The sequence below is a fragment of the Salinivibrio sp. ML323 genome, assembly GCF_001995745.1.
In the GTDB taxonomy this organism is placed as follows: Bacteria; Pseudomonadota; Gammaproteobacteria; order Enterobacterales; family Vibrionaceae; genus Salinivibrio; species Salinivibrio kushneri.
On record NZ_MUES01000009.1, the window covers coordinates 51,715 to 72,316 of the forward strand.

Consider the following 20,602-nt stretch of genomic DNA (forward strand, 5'->3'; position numbering starts at 1 on the left):
CGAAAAAAAAAGGGGAAGAAAACGTCCCCTTTAATGCGTTAAGCGTTTATTTACTAAGCTAAATATGACGCACGATTTGTTTGATGAGCCCAGGACCTTGGTATATTAACCCAGAGTAGACTTGCACCAGATCCGCCCCCGCTTCGAGTTTTTCTCGCGCGGCGGTGACTGAGTCAATGCCGCCTACCCCAATGATGGGCATCGCACCATCGAGTGCACGATGTAGTTGGCGAATGACCTCGGTGCTTTTTAGTTGCACAGGACGGCCACTCAGCCCACCCGCTTCACGATAATGTGGCATACCATCTACCAATGAACGCTCAAGCGTCGTGTTGGTCGCAATCACGCCATCAATCTGATGACGAATCAGTGCTTGGGCCACTTGTTGAATTTCGTCTTCACTCAAGTCTGGGGCAATCTTAACTGTCAAAGGCACGTATTTATCGTGGGTGTCTGCCAAATATGCCTGTTCCGCTTTCAGTGTGCTAAGGAGTTCATCGAACATCTCGCCATATTGTAAGGTACGTAATCCTGGCGTGTTAGGCGACGAGATATTGACGGCAATATAGTCAGCGTGTGGGTATACTTTTCGCATGCAGGCGAGATAATCGTCGGTCCCCTGCTCGATGGGTGTATCTTTGTTCTTACCAATATTAATCCCCAACACACCATCGAAGTTTTTCGCACGTTTCACGTTTTCTACCAATGCATCAACGCCTTGGTTATTGAAACCCATTCGATTGATGATCCCCTCGGCAGCTATAATACGAAAAAGTCGAGGCTTATCGTTACCCGGTTGCGGACGGGGCGTCACTGTCCCCACTTCGACAAAGCCAAACCCCATCGCGCCAAAGGCTTCTATGCACTCGCCGTTTTTGTCCAATCCTGCTGCTAAGCCAATGGGATTATTGAAGTTGAGTCCCATCACGGTAACTGGACGAGGAGGAAGCTGTTGGGAATAGAGAAAACGAAGCGGGGTGTGGTGATATCGCGAAAGGGTGTTGATGGTTAGATCATGTGCTTTTTCTGGATCTAACTGAAAGATAGCCGGTCTGGCGAGGCGGTAAAGCATTATCCCTCCTAATAAAAAAAGCCCCGTATAAACGGGGCTAGATTATTGCGTTATTGGCGCGCTAATTCAATTTAAATTTAACAGCGACAATTCACGGAGTGCCACCGAGAACTTGGCAAACTCATGCACTGAGCCCACTTTGAACTCATCAACAATGCTCTGCCAGCGGCCGAGGATCACCACGTGCTCATCCATCCATTGCGCTAACCCTGTCTCAGCATCTTGATCATCCGCCATTTCAGACACAATATGAGCGGTGAGTAAGCGTTGTTGCCAATCCAGATCTTCACGGAAAGACGCACGGGCCAAGGCTTGCCAGTGGTTATCCACGGGTTGATTGTTGATTTGTTTCAAGAACCAGTGCAGTGACAGGCCATCCCCTAGCACGTAATACAAGCGCGCCACCAGCTCAAACGGCTTATTCAGCTGCTCTGACACCTGAGCTAAGTCTAAGCCAGAGAACACGCTAGTGAGACGACAGACTCTATTGGCCAGTGCATCCGGCACCCCAGCTTGTCGCAATGTCTCCGCCTGTTGGTCATGCTCTTTGATTTCACTCTCAACTAGATACTTGTCCAAGTGCTCAACCAAGTTTTGCAGCGCGGGGCGGTAAAAGGCCACTTGTGCCTCGATGCTCTCCCCTTTACGTTTGTTGCGTAACATCCATCGCGTTGCGCGCCGTAACATCCGACGGCAACGGAACAAGATATCGTATTGCACCTTAGCACTGACCTGATTATCTAGTGCTCGGACATCGTCAAATAATTGTTCAAAGCCAAACACATCACGCGCGATAGCATACGATTTGGCAATCTCACTGACACTTGCGCCGGTTTCATCTTGCATACGCGTAATGAAATTAAAGCCCATGTCGTTCGACATCTGGTTGGCCAACGCCGTCGCAATGATCTCGCCGCGAAGTGGATGGGATTCCATTTCTTGGCGATAGTGACGCTGTAACTCTTTCGGGAAGTAACTGGGAAGTAGCTGGCCAAAGTGTGCATCTTGCGTCACTTCATCGACCACCAGTTGCTCTTTGAGCACCATCTTCCCGTACGCCACCAGCACGGCAATTTCTGGGCGCGTTAGGCCCGTGCCACGTAGATTACGCTCAGACAAGGTCTCATCATCCGGCAAATATTCAAGTGCGCGATCCAGCTTGCCCTCTTTTTCAAGATAATGAATAAAGCGGATCTGCTCTTTTAATAACGCAGCTTGCTGATTGTGAGTAACCGAAATCGACTCACTCTGACTGTACGCATCTTCAAGCACGATATCCGACACTTCATCTTCCATCCGCTCTAGTAGCTCGTTGCGTTTTTTCATGGTCAAGTCGCCAGCGGCCACCAGCCCATTGAGCAAGATCTTGATATTGACTTCGTTATCGGAACAGTCGACCCCGCCAACGTTGTCGATAAAGTCGGTATTGACGCGACCGCCTTTGAGCGCATATTCGATCCGCCCCAGTTGCGTCATTCCTAAGTTGCCCCCCTCACCGATAATGCGGGCGCCAATTTCGTTACCATTAACACGCAATCCGTCATTGGCGCGATCACCAACAGAGGTGTGGGTTTCATCAGACGACTTCACATAGGTGCCGATCCCACCATTCCAAAGCAGATCAACTTTGGCTTTTAAGATCTGCTTAATCAGATCATTCGGTGCCATTGACTGCTTGCGTGTCCCAAGCAGTTTTTGTATCTCTGGCGTTAAAGTAATCGACTTGGCGCGGCGAGAGAATATCCCCCCACCTTTGGAAATCAACTTGCTGTCATAGTCTTCCCAGCTTGAGCGCGGCAGGTTGAAAAGGCGCTGTCGCTCTTTCCAACTTTTTGCAGCATCTGGCTCAGGGTCAATAAAGATATGCATGTGGTTAAACGCAGCCACCAAGCGAATATGTTTAGACAGCAACATGCCGTTACCAAACACATCACCACCCATATCGCCAATCCCCACACAGGTAAAATCTGTGGTTTGACAGTTGATATCAATTTCGCGGAAATGACGTTTCACTGACTCCCATGCACCGGCTGCGGTAATCCCCATCTTCTTGTGGTCATAACCGTTGGAACCACCCGACGCGAACGCATCGCCCAGCCAAAAGTCATATTGTGCGGAAACACTGTTAGCAAGATCGGAAAATGTCGCTGTCCCCTTATCTGCAGCAACCACCAGATAGGCATCGTCTTCGTCATGACGGACAACGTGTCGCGGCGGTGTCAGGGTACCTTCCACGATGTTATCGGTAATGTCGAGCAACCCTTGGATGAAGATCCGATAGCAGCGCTTCCCTTCCGCGAAAATCGCATCGCGACCCGAGAGCTGGTGCTGTCGCTTACAGACAAATCCACCTTTCGCCCCAACAGGCACAATCACGGTGTTTTTCACCTGCTGCGCTTTGACAAGACCAAGCACCTCGGTACGGAAATCTTCTTGCCGATCCGACCAACGTAGTCCGCCACGAGCCACCTTACCACCGCGTAAATGCACCCCTTCAACATCGGGGGAATACACAAAGATCTCGAAGGCCGGAACAGGCTTGGGCATATCCGGGATTTCAGAGGCCTCGAGTTTTAACGAGAGATAAGGCTTGTCTTGGCCATTATCCGGATCTTTTTGGAAGAAGTTGGTCCGTGTGGTCGCCAACATGATGTCCATGTAGCGACGAATAATACGGTCATCATCAAGGCTCTCAACATTATCGAGCGCTTCTTCGATATCATTGATAATGGCGTCCTGCGCGCGCTTGGTTTGCTTACCCGCCGGATCAAAGCGCGTATTGAACAGTTTTACCAAGAAGCTGGCAAGCTGAGAGTGTGACGCCAACGTCTCTTCTATATAGGCTTGACTAAATGGAAAGCCAATCTGACGCATATAACGCGCATAAGCACGTAAAATCGTTACTTCTCGTCCCGACAACCCCGCATTGAGCACCAAGCGGTTAAAGCCATCGTTGTCCAAACGGCCATGCCAAATATCGGCAAAGGCATGTTGGAAACGATCTCGGGCATTACCAAGATCAAACGCCGAACCGGCACTGTGCAACATGGAGAAATCAAGGATCCAGTATGTGTCCCCTTGGCTAGTTGCCACCTCATAAGGCGACTCACCAATCACTCTCAGCCCGAGGTTTTCCAACATCGGCATCACATCAGACAGATGAATAGGCTCGCCCTTTTGGAACAACTTGAGGCTAATCGCGTTGGATTGATGGCTCACCTCCTGTGGGCGGTAAAGCAACATGTCGAGCTTATTATCATCACTGAGACCTTCAAGGCGCTCAATGTCAGCAACGGCTGAGCCAGGGAGCATGGCTTCCTTGTACGAACGTGGAAACGCGCGTAAATAGCGTTTGGCGATTGGCGTACCTCGGTTTTCACCAAAGTTAGCAATCACCGCCTCTTGCAGGCGATCGTCCCACGACGACGCTGCCTCTGTTAGGTTTTGTTCGATCTTCTTCACATCAATATCGAAATTGTTGTTTTCTACTCGGACGATATAGTGCGTCCGTGCCAAGGGGCTTTCCGAGAAGAAAGTGGTAAATTCTACCGTCTGATCGGAACCAAAGTATTGCTGGAGAATACGCTGGGTTTGACGACGGAACTCGGTGTTGTAGCGCTCACGAGTGATATACACCATGCACGAGAAAAAACGCCCAAATGGATCGCGACGGACAAACACTCGCAACATGTCGCGATCTTGCATCTGCACCACGCCCATCCCAACGTCGCGCATTTCGTCTTCCGTCGCTTGGAACAACTCATCACGCGGATAGTTTTCCAAAATATTCGCTAATGCTTTCCACGAATGGGATTCACGATAAAAACCACTGTTATCGAGAATACGGCGTACTTTATTTCGTAGGACAGGAATACTTGCCGTGGATTGGTTATAGGCAGATGATGCGTAAAGGCCTGTGAAACGGTGTTCGCCAATCACATTCCCTTGTTTATCGAACTTTTTAATGCCGATGTAATCCACATAAGCCGGACGGTGAACTCGCGATTTGGCGTTACTTTTTGTGAGCACCAGTAGCTCTTTTTTCAACGCTTCAGCACGGGCGGACTCTGGCATTTCTGACAAGCTGAGTACCGCGGGCGATTTATGTTTTTTCGCCAAGCCAAGCGCATTACAGTCTGTGCTTGCCCGCAGTTCATAATCCCCTTCAACAGGCACTAAATCAAAACACTTGTACCCCATAAAGGTAAAGTTGTTGTCAGTAATCCAACTCAAAAACTCGATCGCTTCTTGCCGACGCTCGTCATCAATCGGCAACGGTGTGTCTTTCAATTCCGACACCAACTCAAGCATCTGCTCACGCATCGGCTTCCAATCGTTCACCACCATCACCACATCCGTTAAGGTTTCAGACAGMTCAGCCTCAAGTGCCGCCATCTCTGACTCATCGGACATTTTGTCAATTTCGATATGGAACGTGCTTTGGAACTGGCCATTATCATCACCAATGGCAATCACATCACCCTGCTCATTCTTTTGTGATTTTATTGGGGTGTTAAGCATTAAGTGGGTGGTGATCCCCAAACGGTTGAGCGCCATACGCACCGAATCAACCAAGAAAGGGGCGTCAGGTGCCAAGATCTCGACAATGGTGTGGGTTGACTGCCACCCATTGCCACTAAGGCTGGGGTTAAAGACTTTTACAAAGACTTTATCTTGTTCAAAGGTGTTGAGGTGGTGCCACAAACTCATCACAGCACCGTAGAGATCTGACTCATTGCGTTCCTGCAAATCATCATCAGAGATTTGACCCAATATCCTTTTGGCTAATGCATCGACAAGTGGTTGTTGAGTTTCATCGAGTTTATCGGCAATCAACTGATAAACCTTCTCAAGTAACACAGGTACTATAGGGTCACGCGAGGTCATTCTGGAGCTCCGTTGTCCTTTTTAGAACATTATCGTTGTGAGTATTCAGAGGTAAACATTGCGTTAACAAACGCACTGTCTAGTGTAAGGCTTGGCAGATAAAAACGTTATAGATAAACGGCTGGATTTACGCGAATTTCGCCAGAATGTGACTGGTGTGGCTATTTAAACAGAAGAATTGATGAGGCTTTACTCGCGCACCACTAGGCTACCCGCATTAACGACTGGAACTTGTGGTTGGCGTCTGTCACCAGTTTAAAACGCCCGCGTATACCGAGGTGTGATAAGAAAGGACGAAAACGAGAAGCCGGGATCTGAAGACGCAGCCCCTGATCGGATGTCACCACCACATTGGCCGCGGCACCACTGTAGTAGTGTTGATACTCTGAGTAAGCAATGTAAACGTTAAAATAGTACTCCATCTCTTCCGCTCAACCTATCACCGTGACACCGCAAACCAATCAACCACCGAAAACAAAAAGCCGCCCAAGGTGGACGGCTTTTCACACTTGTTAACGCTTGGCTGATTTTATCCCAAATCGTTTCTTACTGCTCAAGTGTTTTTTCTACTTTTTCATAAAGATCCGCTGCTAAGTTATCCATATCGGCCAACTCTTGCAATATCTGGCGCATTTGCTGCTGGCGATCGCGATCGTAATGGGCAAGCTTGAGCATAGGATCAATCAATCTAGACGCCACCTGCGGGTTAGATTGGTTGAGTGTCACTAAGATCTCTTTCAAAAACCGATAGCCGCTACCGTCTTTAGCGTGGAAACGCGCAGGGTTTCGGTTGCAAAAAGCGCCCACTAAGCTGCGAACACGGTTGGGGTTTTTAAGGGTAAAGGCCGGATGATCCATTTGCACTCTAACTTGGTCAAGCGCATTGTCTGCTGGGTTTGCCCCTTGCAGCATAAACCATTTGTCCATTACTAGCCCATCATGCTGCCATTTATCACTGAAATCTTTCATCAGTGGTTCACGGCACGGCAATTGCGCATTGTTGGTAGCATTCAATGCTGCCATGGTGTCGGTCATATTATTCGCAGCATGGTAATGACGCTCAACATGCGTATTGCCGTTTTCCGTATGGGCGAGATAGCTCAAACAGGTATTGCGCAACGCGCGCTCACCGATAGCTTTATGGGTGATCTGATATTCAGGCTGCGCATACTGGCGGTATACCGCATCAAACTCATCAACCATATGATCGGCAAACTGCTGCTTGAACGCCGCCATCACCTGGTGAATAGCATCAACGTCAACGGTATCAAACCACCCTGCCACTTCGGTTTCACTTGGAAGATTAAGCACTTCTGCAATCAAAGCCGGATCCGTGTTGTCACTAAGGAGTACGCCACGGAACGCATCAATCACAGACAGAGGCACATCAATAGGCTGCTCGTTCTGTACCCGTGCGACGTTCGCTTTAATATGCTTAGCCAGTAGGCTCTGACCCGCATCCCACCGCGCAAAGTCATTACGCGCATGTTGCAATAAGAAGGCTAATTCATCATCTTGATAATCGTGATCAAGCTTCACCGGCGCCGAGAACTCGCGCAGTAGTGATAGCACAGGTTGCTCGTCCACCTCATCAAAAATAAAGGTTTGCTCTGTCTCCGTTACCGCGAGCACATTGGAGACGCTCTCACCGTGGCGCTGTAACTTAATCACACTGCCATCACGACGATACAGCTCGATATCCAATGGGATATAAAGCGGCAACTTCTCCTGTTGATCCGCCGTTGGCGGGGTGTGCTGAGAAACATGCAGTGCTAATTGTTTACTATCAGGATCATACGTCGACGACACGCTGAGCACTGGCGTTCCCGACTGGCTATACCAACGACGGAACTGGGTCAAATCAATCCCAGAGGCATCCTCCATCGCTTGAACAAAATCATCACAGGTTGCCGCGGTACCATCATGGCGCTCAAAGTAAAGCTTAACCCCTTTTTGGAAGCCTGCTTCACCCAAAATAGTATGCATCATGCGGATAACTTCGCTGCCCTTCTCATACACCGTCAGGGTGTAAAAGTTATTCATCTCGATCACCTTCTCTGGCCGAATCGGATGAGACATGGGGCTGGCATCTTCAGCAAACTGCGGGCCACGCATAATACGTGCGTTATTGATACGATTAACCGAACGCGAGCCTAAATCTGACGAAAACTCTTGGTCTCGGAATACCGTTAGCCCTTCTTTGAGGCTCAGTTGGAACCAATCACGGCATGTCACTCGGTTCCCCGTCCAGTTATGGAAGTACTCATGACCAATGACCGCTTCGATGCCAAGATAATCGGTATCGGTGGCGGTTTCTGCGTTTGCCAATACGTACTTGGAGTTAAAGATATTTAAGCCTTTATTCTCCATGGCGCCCATGTTGAAGAAGTCAACGGCGACGATCATGTAGATGTCTAGATCGTATTCAAGATCAAAGCGATCCTCGTCCCATTTCATTGCGTTTTTGAGTGAAGTCATCGCGTGATCGGCACGATCCAAGTTGCCTTTATCAACAAAAATCTCCAACGCCACATCTCGGCCAGATCGTGTGACAAACGTATCGCGTAACACATCAAAATCGCCACCAACCAGCGCAAATAGGTAGCTGGGCTTGGCGTAAGGGTCATGCCATTCCACCCAGTGGCGGCCACCTCCCAATTCACCCGACGCGATCTTATTACCATTACTGAGTAAGTACGGATAATTTGCTTTATCCGCAATCACTTTGGTGGTAAAGCGCGCTAACACATCGGGACGGTCGAGATAATAAGTGATTCGGCGAAACCCTTCCGCTTCACACTGGGTGCAGTACGCCCCGCCTGAGATATAGAGCCCCTCTAACGCAGTATTGTTTTCCGGGTCAAGCTGAGTTTGTACGGTTAACGTAAACGCTTCAGGAACGTCTCGGATAATCAATTTACCCGCTTCTTCACTATAAGCCGTCCAAGGGTCGCCGTTGATGTCTAGGCGCACTAACGTCAATGCGTCACCGTCTAGTTCGAGATACGTCGCGTCATTATTCAGGCGTTTTACCTGGCTGACGGCAGTGACCAGGGTGTTGTTCGGATGGAGATCAAACTCAAGATTGATGTCCGTAATAGTGAAATCCGGTGCACGGTAATCATCACGGTATTTGGCGGTGGGTTGTTGAGACATGTCGTTTCCTTTTTATCGAGTGTACCTCAGCCAACGAACTGTATTCATTCGCCCAAGGGCGATTTTGCATGCCATACCTTACCGCGGCTTGGCATCGATGACTATAGACTTAACAGTTTGTTATCAAATGTTTGCGTTTACATTCAATAAATGCCGCATAATGTCAACGAAGCCTGCCAATCCCAACGGAAATATAATGTGACGACGGTTAAATTTTATAAAAATTGCGGTACTATGACGCTCATTTCGTTTTGTAACCCGTAAGGCGTTCACCACGCATGCACAATCCGATCATTACATCACTTTTGGATACTGATGCTTATAAAATCAATATGCAGCAAGCAGTATTCCATCATTATCCTGATGTCCACGTTACCGCTGACTTTTACTGCCGCAGTGATGAAGACCTCTCCTACTTATGTGAACAGGTGGTGGATCATGTCCACCATCTCGCGACATTACGGTTTCGTGAAGACGAGCTCAGCTATCTGGACTCGCTAGGTCTGTATCAAGCAGACTTTCTCGCCTTTTTGTCAGGTTTTCAATTCGATCCTGACCAGGTCACTGTTGGTATCGAAGACGGTCAATTGGCGATTCATATCGCCGGCCCCTGGCACGAGGTGATTCTCTGGGAAGTACCCCTACTGGCGATTATTTGTGAGTTGAGAAATCGCGCCTGCTACCCTCATCACACGGTCAATGACGCGCTCACGCGTCTTGATGATAAACTTGCACATCTACCCAAAGATGGCTTTGCGGATGGGTTTCAGCTGGTGGACTTTGGCACACGACGACGGTTTTCACGCGAGATGCACCAAGCGGTAGTGACACGACTGCACGACGTCTATCCGCCTTTAAAAGGCACCTCTAACGTGTGGCTAGCGAAACAGCTAGGGCTCCCGCCTGTCGGCACCCAAGCACATGAGTGGTTTCAGGCCCATCAGCAGCTTGCCGGCCAGTTAGCTGACTCTCAGCAGCTTGCGTTACAAGTCTGGCTACAAGAATATCCCGATAGCCTCGGGATAGCGTTAACCGATTGCATCAACATGGATGCCTTTTTACAGGACTTTGACCGTTCACTTTGCCATGCCTTTAGCGGCTTACGTCATGACAGTGGTGACCCGATTGCGTGGGGTGAAAAGGCGATCGCGCATTATCGGGAGCATGGCATTGATCCCAAAGATAAGACGCTGGTCTTCTCCGATAGCCTCACGCTGGCGAAGGCTGTGCACATCTATCAATACTTTGCCGACAAAGCCACGACCTCATTTGGTATTGGCACGCAGTTGACCTGTGATCTGCCCAATGTGAAAACCCTGAATGTGGTGATCAAACTTACCACCTGCCAAGGGAAACCTGTCGCCAAAATTTCTGATGAACCTAACAAAGCCATTTGTAAAGATGAGGCGCACCTCTCTGCACTAAAAGCCGCGTTCAAGTTACCGGACTAAACCGTTGTCGGACGAGACGCTTCACACCTACAGAGAGGGCCGGTTAATTACCGGCCCTTTTTAATCTCGACTTCTTCTACTGATATAGCCACCACCGCTAACGTTGGCGTTGTAACACCGCCTCCATACCAAACACCTCATTGGTTAAGCGTAAGGTATCTGAGGCGAGTTGGTACTGGGATGAATGGCGTCCTTGTTCATAAATAAGCATCAGGTTGTCACCTTCAACCAAATACACCCCGCGGTGAGTAATGGAGCGGCCATCGTTGCCACGCACCTGCATCGCGAAGAGAAAGTCTGGGCGAAGTTTCAGCGACACACCATCCACCGCWTCACTCACATCTTCCCCTTCAATACGGTTTGAACGCCATACACCGGAGAGATCCTCCGGCAGCAGTTTGGTAAAAACCGCCCCCTGAAGCTGCAACTGGTTGTGATTCAACTGGTAGGCATGCACTTGATCCGCCCCCTGCCCATCGTACAACCGTAATGCTTGATGGTTCACCGTATATCAACCAATACCATTGACCAAGCAGTAACGGGACGTCAAATCGCGCTAAGTCGTCACCGCGTACTGGCAACGCCATCACTAAGGCCACAAAAGCACCCAATAAGCAACGCATACCTTCCCCCTTATTGGCAGTGATGCCCTACCAATAAGGTTAGACGGACTTCCCAGTTTTATGCAGTTTTTTGAGCAAGATCTCGTTTCATGTTGAGTGACACCGTCTCGTCGTCACCATAATGTCATAAAAAAGCCTAGACGAATGGCCTAGGCTTGGGGTGACTCGGACAATGCCGACCTGCTACCTAACGGTTGGCAGAAAGAAGATTAGCCAAATCCTTTGTGATGCTCGCGGCTTCATCTAAGTATGCATCTGGCTCTTCGTAGTCTTTAGGCACATCATCGAGCGTTTTAAAGGGGGGCTCTCCCAATGCTTCCTGGCGCGTATTCAACCGCGCCAAACGCGCTTCGTCTTCCCGATCCATGTCTTTACGACGTTCTTCTTCGTTCAAAGAAATCGTATTTTTATCTTTCTCTTCTTGGTAACGCGCAATATCTTGGCGAATGAAGTCGAATTCACGATCATCTTTGATCCGCGCTTTGTGCCTTTCGCCCAGCGTGCTTACCAGCGACGAAGGCAGCGATCTTGGTTGATAATCTGCTTTTTCAATCCGATCCCAAGGAAGCGCATTCTCCTCGACACTCTCACCGGTTTCATCCGGTGTGACGGGGGAAGGAAAGACAATGTCTGGTACCACACCYTTGTTCTGGGTACTGCCACCGCTAATCCGGTAGAACTTCTGGATAGTGTATTGCACGTAACCCAGCGGTTTGTCGAACAAGTCATAAATATGGTTGAGCGAACGGTGCTGCTGTACGGTTCCTTTACCAAAAGATTGCTCACCAAGCACGACCGCGCGATCGTAGTCTTGCATTGCCGCGGCAAAGATCTCAGACGCTGACGCACTATAGCGATTGATTAATACCGTCATCGGCCCGTCGTAGAAACGTTTGCCGTCCGTATCACTGTTCACTTTCACTCGCCCATAGCTGTCTCTGACTTGTACAATGGGGCCTTTCTCAATAAACAAGCCACTGAGCGCAGTTGCTTCACTCAGTGCACCACCACCGTTATTGCGTAAGTCGACAACGATGCCGCTGATCCCCTTATCTTTAAGGTTGGCGATCTCTTTTTTGGTGTCATCGGCCAGCCCGACGTAAAACCCGGGGACCGTCAGTACGCCGATTTTTTCGTCACCGCGCTCAATCACGTCAGATTTTACCGCGCGATCTTCTAGGCGTATTTTGTCACGGGTGAGAGTGACGTTGTAACTTTTAGCGTTCGCCCCTTCGGGCAAAATCTTGAGTTTAACTTCACTGCCTTTAGGGCCTTTAATCAGCTCGACCACATCGTCCAGTCGCCAGCCAATCACATCAACAACCGCCTCGTCTTCTTGGCCCACGCCAATAATACGGTCGCCAGGTGAAAGCTGTTTGGACTTAGATGCCGGGCCACCGGCGACGAGGGAACGAATCACTGTGTATTCGTTTTTCACTTGTAACACCGCCCCTATTCCTTCGAGGGACAAGTTCATTTCCGACTGGAATTGCTCGGCATTACGTGGTGATAGGTAGCTGGTGTGTGGGTCAACTTCACGCGCGAAGGCGTTCATGTAGACCTGGAATACATCTTCGCTATGGCTTTGAGTTAAACGCTTTAACGCGCTGTTATAACGCTTGCCCAAAGTCTCTCGGATTTCTTCATCCTCTTTCCCCGTTAAGCGCAGGTTCAAGGCATCATTTTTTACCCGCTTGTCCCAGATGGCATCCAGTTCGGCTTCGTCAGCCGCCCAAGGCCGCTCCGTCCGATCTAGCACCATGCTTTCGTCAGCAGAAAAATCAAAGGGCTTGTCCAACACGCGCAGCGCGTACTGATAACGCTCAAAGCGTTTTTTCAGCACATGATTGTAAATCGCATAGGCTGCTTGTGTATCACCTTCTTTAAGCTGGTCATCTAAGCGCGTTTTCCAGCGTGATAGACGTTCGACGTCACCTTGGGTTAAAAACACACGGTTATAATCCAGTGTTTCCAAATAACGATCAAAAATCGCCGCTGAGAAGGCATCGTCGAGCGCGAACTGCTTATAGTGGGATCGAGTGAAACGAGAAGTTACACGCTTGGAAGCGGTTTCGTGTTGAGGTTCAGCGGACAGTGAAGGGAGTTCACTGAGTTGAAAATTGGCTTCTACGGCCTGGGCAGAGGCTGCCAGCATCAAGCTGGCAGCGATAGCCGAAACGCGGCGTCGACAAAACATGCGTCGAGGAGTCTCCTTTAGGCGCTGAGGTGCTCCGCTTTTACTAACATGGTTAACCCGTTAGTCAGGCGAACACGCACCTCATCCTTGTTAATTTCAACAATGGTCGCTGGCAGATTACCGTTGCCCATGTTCACATTCACGTCTTTACCTACGACAACGTCGTTGGCGTTGAGTTCGCGACGTGGCTCACTCTCTTTCTTAGTCATTTTAGCGGGCTTTGGTTTACTCGTACGGCCTTTCGCTGATTGCGCAGCCGCCTTTTTGCCTTTTGGTGCGGTTTTACCCGCATTTTTCGCCTGGCCTTCTGACTTTTTCGCTTGTTGCTGCTTACGACGCTCTGCCGCACGCGCTTTGCTTTCTGACAAGGTCTGCGCGGCATGGTCGATATGCTCTTGCTCAAGCTCGCCACACGCATTGCCATCAAGGTCAACGCGTGACGCCCCTGGTTTCACGCTGTGCAGATAACGCCAGGAAGACGTGTACTGACGAAGCGCAGCGCGCAATTGGGTTTTGCTTACCTTGGGATCGCCTTCAAGACGTGTCGCAAGATCTTGAAAAATACCAATTTTTAACGGCTTGGCTTCGCCTTCAACAGTAAAACATTTAGGGAAACGTTCAGCAATGTAGGCAATGACTTCTTTGCTGTTCGCGAGCTTTTCAGTATTTTCCATGTTTTTTCCTGGCCTGCTGCGAGAAACCACAGCAGCGTATCTACGTGTATTTAAGTATGAAAGTGGTGCGTATTATAGATACCTGATATGAAAAAACTACCAAGATTGGCGAAATCACAAGTGTTTTTGCATTTCTTTGACCAAAGTAGCCAGTCCATGTTCATCTTCTTGGTCAAAGCGACCGATACTTGGACTATCAATATCCAGTACTGCCTGTAATTGGCCATTGACCCGAACAGGCACCACAATTTCCGAGTTACTCGCCGCGTCACACGCGATATGCCCTTCAAAGGCGTGAACATCTTCTACTCGCATCACGGTATCTTGGCGATAGGCCGCCCCACATACCCCTTTGTCATAAGGGATACGTACACAGGCTGGTTGGCCTTGAAACGGGCCGAGCACTAACTCTGCGCCTTCGTCGAGATAGAAACCCACCCAGTTAATATCTTCAAGCTGGCTATTGAGTAACGCACTTATATTCGCCAGTTTTGCAATAAGGTTGGGTTCTCCTTCGCATAACGCAACCGCTTGTTGGGTTAACAAACGGTAAAAATCAGCTTTGTTTTCCATAAATCACTGCATCTCAAACAACAAGACCATTACAATAGAAATAATCCAAAGACTTTTCAATTGAGTATCACTATTTATGATCACCTGGCGCTGGCTTCTTGACCAAGCTCGACCCCATCGCACTCGGCTTATTTGGGCCAATGTGGTAGCCATTGCGGCCACCTTGGTCAGTGTGCCTATTCCGTTACTCATGCCATTATTGGTCGATGAGGTATTGCTAGACAAGCCAGACTGGGGGCTTGCGGTACTCAACACCCTGCTCCCAACGAGCTGGCAGCATGCGGCCGTCTATATCGCCGCTGTGTTGGTGATTGTCGTGTTGATGCGTGTGATTAGCCAGGGACTCAATATTTTACAAAGCCGCCAGTTCACGCTCGTCGGCAAAGCGATTACCTACAAGATTCGCCAACACTTGATTGCCAAGCTCGGGCGGATCAGTATGCGTGAATACGAATTACGCGGGAGTGGCGGCCTTACCTCTCACCTTGTCACCGATGTCGAAACCATCGATAAGTTTATTGGTACCACACTAAGCAAGTTTATTATTGGTCTGTTGACGGTGACTGGCACCGCGGTTGTCCTACTTTGGATTGATTGGCGACTCGGCCTGTTCATCTTGCTAATTAATCCCATTGTCGTGGCATTAAGCCGCACCCTTGGCCAACGGGTTAAGCATCTTAAAACAGAAGAAAACCAATCTTTTGAGCGTTTCCAGCAACGTCTCGTGGATACGTTAGACGGCTTGTATCAACTTCGTGCCGCCAATCGAGAGCGTGAATATTTACGTCAACTTGACCACAGTGCCAGTGAGATTAAAGACAGTGCTGACAAGTATGCCTGGCAGTCAGAAGCCGCAGGACGTTTATCATTTTTGATGTTCTTGATCGGTTTTGAGCTGTTTCGCGCCGTGGCCATGGGCATGGTCTTTTTCAGCGATTTGTCGATTGGTCTGATGTTTGCGGTATTTGGCTATTTGTGGTTTATGCTCGGCCCGGTCCAAGAGCTGCTCGGGATCCAATTTGCTTGGTACAGTGCTAAAGCCGCAATGACACGTATTAATGAGGTTTTACAACTGGCCGAAGAGCCGCGTCGGCCCGCGGGCATTGATCCCAGTCGTATCGCCACCCACGCACAGGACTCGGGCTTAACGGTCGAAATTGATAACCTATGCTTCTCTTACGATGAGGATAAATCGGTACTCAATGGTTTAAGCATGGATATCCCTGCCGGCCAGCGTGTCGCATTAGTCGGTGCCAGTGGCGGCGGAAAATCAACCCTCATTCAGTTGCTGTTAGGACTGTATCCGGTAGAACAAGGGGATATACGCTTTAACGGCCACTCGATTAATCATGTCGACATGGATGCCCTCCGTCATCAAATTGCCGTGGTATTGCAACAGCCTGTACTGTTTAATGATACGTTGAGAAATAACTTATGCTTGGGGCGTCATCTCGCTGACACCGCGCTTTGGCAAGCTATCGAGCACGCCCAATTGGGGGATGTGGTAACACAGCTCACCGACGGACTCGATACACCGCTTGGACGCCAAGGGATCCGTTTATCTGGCGGTCAGCGACAACGCGTGGCGATTGCACGCATGCTACTGAGTGACCCTAAACTGGTTATCTTAGATGAAGCCACGTCAGCGCTAGATACGGCCACTGAGCGCGCGCTGCACCAAGCAATGCAAACATTTTTGGCGGGACGGACAACCCTTATCGTTGCTCACCGTCTCTCGGCAGTTAAAGAAGCCGATCTGATTTATGTGTTGGATGAAGGACAAGTGACCCAACAAGGCACGCACACAGAGCTTGTTAATGCGCCCGGGGTCTATCAAACCTTGTATGGGCCAATACAACAGGCGGCGGGAAAGTAGACCATGACACAATCACCAGACAAACCGTGGGCGACGTCTCCACCTTTAACGAGGTGTTCGGGGTGCGATCTGGTGTTACAACCGTGCCAAACAGGCTCCGATCACCTAGCGATCTGTCCACGCTGCACCACCAAGCTCGCACACGGACGGCGGCTATCTTTTAATGGGGAAATAGCCTTAGCGCTGACGATTTTGGTGCTGTTTCTGCCCGCTCACCTTCTGCCACTCCTTTCCATCGATTTACTGGGAAAAACCATCACCACATCCGTGCTTACCGGTGCCGAGATACTTTGGTCTTCATTTCCATTTGTCGCCAGCCTCGTCATATTCTGTGCGTCATTCGCACCGCTTTTATTTACCTGTGCCTTATTGGTGCTGCACCTCTCTCGACGCCGACAATCTATCCGATGGTTTCGTCCAGCGGTGCGCGTGATTGCGCACAGCCGCCACTGGGTGATGGCGGATGTTTTAATGGTTAGCTTAGCCATCGCCTGTTTTAAAATCCAAGATTACGCCACCCTGCACTTTTCCGTAGGGCTTGCCTGCTATGCGACGATACAAATCTTGCTATCGGTTTTACTGGTGCGGGTCAATACGCAAAGATATTGGGATGCGTTTGCACAGCCAACGCCGCTGCCCAATAATGCGCCACTGGTGCGCTGCGACCACTGTGGGCTGACTCAAACCGTCAAGCAAGACACTCGATGCCACCGATGCCACCAAGTGCTTCATCCTCGTCTGATACGCAGCGAACAAAAAACCTGGGCCTGTTTGATCACCGCGACCATTTTTCTGTTTCCGGCCAACCTGTTCCCAATCTCCATTTTGTTCTCCAACGGCATTCGACTTGAAGACACCATTTTTTCTGGGGTCGCGAGTCTGATTAATAATGGGATGCCAGGCATCGCTGCGATCATTTTTACTGCCAGTATCGTCGTGCCCGTTGCAAAGATACTAGGGCTAAGTTTGATATTAATAAGCTTACGGTGCACTACCGCCATCACACCACGTCAACATATGTGGCTATACCGAGGCGTGAAATGGATTGGAAAGTGGTCGATGATGGATTTATTCGTGATTGCGTTTATGGTCGCCTTAGTCGATCGTGGTCGCATTATGGACTTTATGCCTGGACCGGGTGCCATTGCATTCGGCTTGGTCGTGGTATTAACCATGCTTGCCACTGAATTTCTGGATACGCGTTTGATATGGGATCATCATGAGCGACAAACAAGACATACCCTCACCGATCGTTAAAAGCAGCTATGGCTTGTCTCCTCTATGGATACTGCCTGTATTAGCCTTATTGATGGCCGCTTGGCTGCTATTTCAATCCATCAGTGAAGCGGGGCAGCGGATTCAAATTGTGTTTAGCGATGCGCAAGGATTAGAAGCTGGCCAAACCACGATCCGTTACCAAGGATTAGAAGTGGGGAAGGTGCGCAATATTACACTCGCGGATGACTTGGACGGCATTTATGTTGATGCCAATATCTATCCAGAAGCAACACAACTGCTCACCAGTGGCACCGAGTTCTGGCTTGTGAAACCACGCGCCTCAATCACTGGCATCAGCGGCCTCGAAACCTTGGTCTCAGGCAACTATATTGCCTTACAACCGGGTAGCGGCGACCCCAGCCTATCCTTTGTTGCGCGTGACGAACCACCGACAGACATCGCCGATAAAGCCGGCACAACGGTCAAGCTACACGCACCGACATTAGGATCACTCAATGTCGGCTCGCCGATTTACTATCGGAAAATTCGTGTCGGCGAAATTTACAGTTACCGGCTTGATCAAGATTCGCAAGGGGTGACGCTCTCCGCGTTAATTGAGCCGCCATTCTCGCATTTACTCAAACAAGACTCACGCTTTTGGTCCATCAGTGGTGTAACAGCCAATGTTGATGTGTCTGGTGTTGACGTGCAGCTCGAGAGTGTGGCGAGCTTGATTGCCGGTGGCATTGCATTCGACTCCCCGAAAGCAAGCCCAACACTTGAAGAAGGTCGCCCTTTCCAGCTTTATCAAAGCCTTTCACAGGCTGCACGCGGTCAATCGATACAAATAGCGCTCCCTGAACAACATGGGCTGCCCGGCGCGGGGACGAAGATCACCTATCAAGGGTTAGAAATCGGTGAAATTACCCATATTGACATCGACGCACAGCAACAGCAGCCTGTCGCGACCGCGCACATTGACCCCAGCATGACCTGGCTGCTCAACCAAGACACCTATTTTCAGATAGAACAGCCACAAATTGGTTTTGATGGACTAAAGAACCTGGGGAATTTAGTCCTCGGCAACTACTTGGCGATCCAGCCTGGTTCGGCAGATGCTGATCCCGCGATGCCTGACGATATCTTTACTGCCCGCACTTGGCACCAACAGCAAAAGCAACTGGCCAATGCCCTCACGGTCACCTTAACCGCAGACGATGCCTACGGCTTAACTCCCCACACCAAAGTATTACATCGTGGCATTCAAGTGGGTTTTATCGACCGTGTCGGGCTTAACGAAAGTGACACTGTCACTTTGAAGCTGCTCATTTACCCAGAATACCGCCATTTGGTGAAGCAACAATCGCAGTTTTTTATTCTCGGTGGGATCACGGGCGAGTTCAGTGGTGATGGTCTCAATGTGGTCGTGCCAGCGATGGAGCAAATTGCCGATCCGGCTTTAAGCTTTACCAGTGAAGGGGCAAAAGGCGTTAAGAAGACGTATCCACTGTACACCTCCCCTATCCAAGCGAAGCACGCCAAGCAAGATGCCCGCGGTGAAACACGCTTTACCTTAGTGGCGAGTCGTATGCCCGGTGTGAGCGAAGGCAGCCCGGTGATGTACCGTAACTTTGTGGTCGGCCACGTCGAAGGGTATCAGCTGAACGGCAACAGTGTGTCTATCGCCATCGCGGTGAATAATCGCTATAAGCATCTGATTAATCCGCAAACCGTATTTTGGAATCAATCTGGGCTGGATATCAAAGCTAACCTCAGCGGCGTCGAAATTAATACAGGCTCGTTGCGGTCACTGGTTAACGGCGGTATCGCGTTCGGCACCATGCCTGGCATCAGTAATCAACGAAACGGCGATTGGAAGCTTTATCCCTCAAAGCAAGACGCCGCCCAATACGGTGTTGATATCAGGCTAACGGTTGACCAGGCCAACGGGGTGAAAGTGGGCAGCGCGATCCGTTATCAAGGAGTCGATGTTGGCGAAGTGATCACCCTAAGCCCCGACTTCGACCACGAAAACGTGACCATTCAGGCTCGTCTCTACCCTGAATACAAAAATGCGCTTGCGCGCACCGGCAGCTATTTCTGGCTCACTCAACCCGTCCTCAGCCTCACTAAAACAGAGAACTTGGACTCACTATTTGGCACCTATATCTCGGTGGTCCCCGGCGAGGGTGACTTCACCCAACAATTCACTCTCCATGACTCGCCCAAATATCCAAAAGGGCTGACACTCATCCTGGAGAGTGACGCTCGCCACTCTATCGCCCCTGGCACACCCGTGTTACATCGCGATATAGAAGTGGGTATCGTCTCTAGCGTTAAATTAGGCGAGCTATCTGACCGAGTCATTTTCGAGCTACAAGTCGCGCCCCAGTATGCGCACCTGGTTCGTAAAAACACGGTATTTTGGAACGAGTCCGGGGTCGATGTATCCATCGGCCTGACAGGGGCGGATCTAAAAAGTGGCACCATTGATAGTTTGCTGAAAGGCGGTATTGCTTTCTCAACCCCAGACGATCAACCTTTGCAGCCGGTGGCCAATAATCATCGCCATTTCTTGTTGCACAGTGAGAGCAAAAAAGTATGGCGAGAATGGCGAACCGCTATTCCAACACCATAAACGCCGTACAAAGTGACCATCGATAGGCGCTTTAACAGCAAATCAGGGACCTTGGCTTACTCGCTAGGCCCCTGATAATACTGTTTATTCCACAAAGTCGTGTCACAAACTGGCAAGCCGTTATTGATAGACTACACTTTAGTAATCACAACCTAAATATTGGCATATGGCTCTTTGAGCCTTTTCCCTGAACCCGGAACAGGACGTTCCGGGTATTTTTTTGCGCTTATAAAGTGA

At 49.7% G+C, this 20,602-nt stretch carries 12 protein-coding genes; 4 read left to right on the forward strand and 8 right to left on the reverse strand.

Going from position 1 to position 20,602, the window contains the following annotated elements:
* Positions 1-58: 58 nt before the first annotated feature.
* The 4 genes from pyrD to pepN all read right to left on the reverse strand — a co-directional run bounded on the left by pyrD (position 59) and on the right by pepN (position 9,115).
* The gene (gene pyrD / locus BZG13_RS08240; protein ID WP_077486268.1) at positions 59-1,072 is read right to left on the reverse strand and encodes a quinone-dependent dihydroorotate dehydrogenase; all 1,014 of its coding nucleotides are present in this window, start codon (positions 1,070-1,072) and stop codon (positions 59-61) included.
* Positions 1,073-1,138: 66 nt separating this feature from the next.
* Positions 1,139-5,959 carry an NAD-glutamate dehydrogenase gene (locus BZG13_RS08245; protein WP_077486269.1) on the reverse strand — a complete coding sequence of 1,607 codons (4,821 nt, stop codon included), beginning with the start codon at positions 5,957-5,959 and terminating at the stop codon, positions 1,139-1,141.
* A 203-nt stretch (positions 5,960-6,162) separates the two neighbouring features.
* Complete coding sequence (locus tag BZG13_RS08250) at positions 6,163-6,381, reverse strand: DUF2835 domain-containing protein (RefSeq protein WP_069362421.1); 219 nt, start codon at positions 6,379-6,381, stop codon at positions 6,163-6,165.
* Between the two features lie 124 nt (positions 6,382-6,505).
* Positions 6,506-9,115 carry an aminopeptidase N gene (pepN, locus tag BZG13_RS08255; protein ID WP_077486270.1) on the reverse strand — a complete coding sequence of 870 codons (2,610 nt, stop codon included), beginning with the start codon at positions 9,113-9,115 and terminating at the stop codon, positions 6,506-6,508.
* A gap of 278 nt (positions 9,116-9,393) precedes the next feature.
* On the opposite strand from pepN, the gene pncB reads away from it, so the two are divergent.
* Positions 9,394-10,566: a nicotinate phosphoribosyltransferase gene (gene pncB / locus BZG13_RS08260; protein WP_077486271.1), complete on the forward strand. Its 1,173-nt coding sequence runs from the start codon at positions 9,394-9,396 to the stop codon at positions 10,564-10,566.
* 97 nt (positions 10,567-10,663) lie between these two features.
* Here pncB and BZG13_RS08265 read toward each other — a convergent pair whose 3' ends face one another.
* The 4 genes from BZG13_RS08265 to BZG13_RS08280 form a co-directional block, all read right to left on the reverse strand.
* Complete coding sequence (locus BZG13_RS08265; protein WP_241824788.1) at positions 10,664-11,071, reverse strand: hypothetical protein; 408 nt, start codon at positions 11,069-11,071, stop codon at positions 10,664-10,666.
* A gap of 305 nt (positions 11,072-11,376) precedes the next feature.
* Positions 11,377-13,386, reverse strand: coding sequence for a carboxy terminal-processing peptidase (gene prc / locus BZG13_RS08270; protein ID WP_077486272.1), 2,010 nt, complete (start codon positions 13,384-13,386; stop codon positions 11,377-11,379).
* Between the two features lie 17 nt (positions 13,387-13,403).
* Positions 13,404-14,060 (reverse strand): RNA chaperone ProQ, encoded by a 657-nt coding sequence (proQ, locus tag BZG13_RS08275; protein WP_069362426.1) that lies wholly within the window; start codon positions 14,058-14,060, stop codon positions 13,404-13,406.
* A gap of 114 nt (positions 14,061-14,174) precedes the next feature.
* Positions 14,175-14,633 carry a GAF domain-containing protein gene (locus tag BZG13_RS08280; protein ID WP_077458723.1) on the reverse strand — a complete coding sequence of 153 codons (459 nt, stop codon included), beginning with the start codon at positions 14,631-14,633 and terminating at the stop codon, positions 14,175-14,177.
* Positions 14,634-14,709: 76 nt separating this feature from the next.
* Here BZG13_RS08280 and BZG13_RS08285 point away from each other — a divergent pair, with 76 nt between their 5' ends.
* Genes BZG13_RS08285 through BZG13_RS08295 form a run of 3 tightly spaced genes read left to right on the forward strand, consistent with a single transcriptional unit; the run spans position 14,710 to position 20,365 of the window.
* The gene (locus tag BZG13_RS08285) at positions 14,710-16,509 is read left to right on the forward strand and encodes an ABC transporter ATP-binding protein (protein ID WP_077486273.1); all 1,800 of its coding nucleotides are present in this window, start codon (positions 14,710-14,712) and stop codon (positions 16,507-16,509) included.
* A gap of 3 nt (positions 16,510-16,512) precedes the next feature.
* Positions 16,513-17,766 carry a paraquat-inducible protein A gene (locus BZG13_RS08290; protein ID WP_077486274.1) on the forward strand — a complete coding sequence of 418 codons (1,254 nt, stop codon included), beginning with the start codon at positions 16,513-16,515 and terminating at the stop codon, positions 17,764-17,766.
* The gene (locus tag BZG13_RS08295; protein ID WP_077486275.1) at positions 17,729-20,365 is read left to right on the forward strand and encodes a PqiB family protein; all 2,637 of its coding nucleotides are present in this window, start codon (positions 17,729-17,731) and stop codon (positions 20,363-20,365) included. The genes BZG13_RS08290 and BZG13_RS08295 overlap by 38 nt, the downstream gene beginning before the upstream one ends.
* The last annotated feature ends 237 nt before the right edge of the window (positions 20,366-20,602 follow it).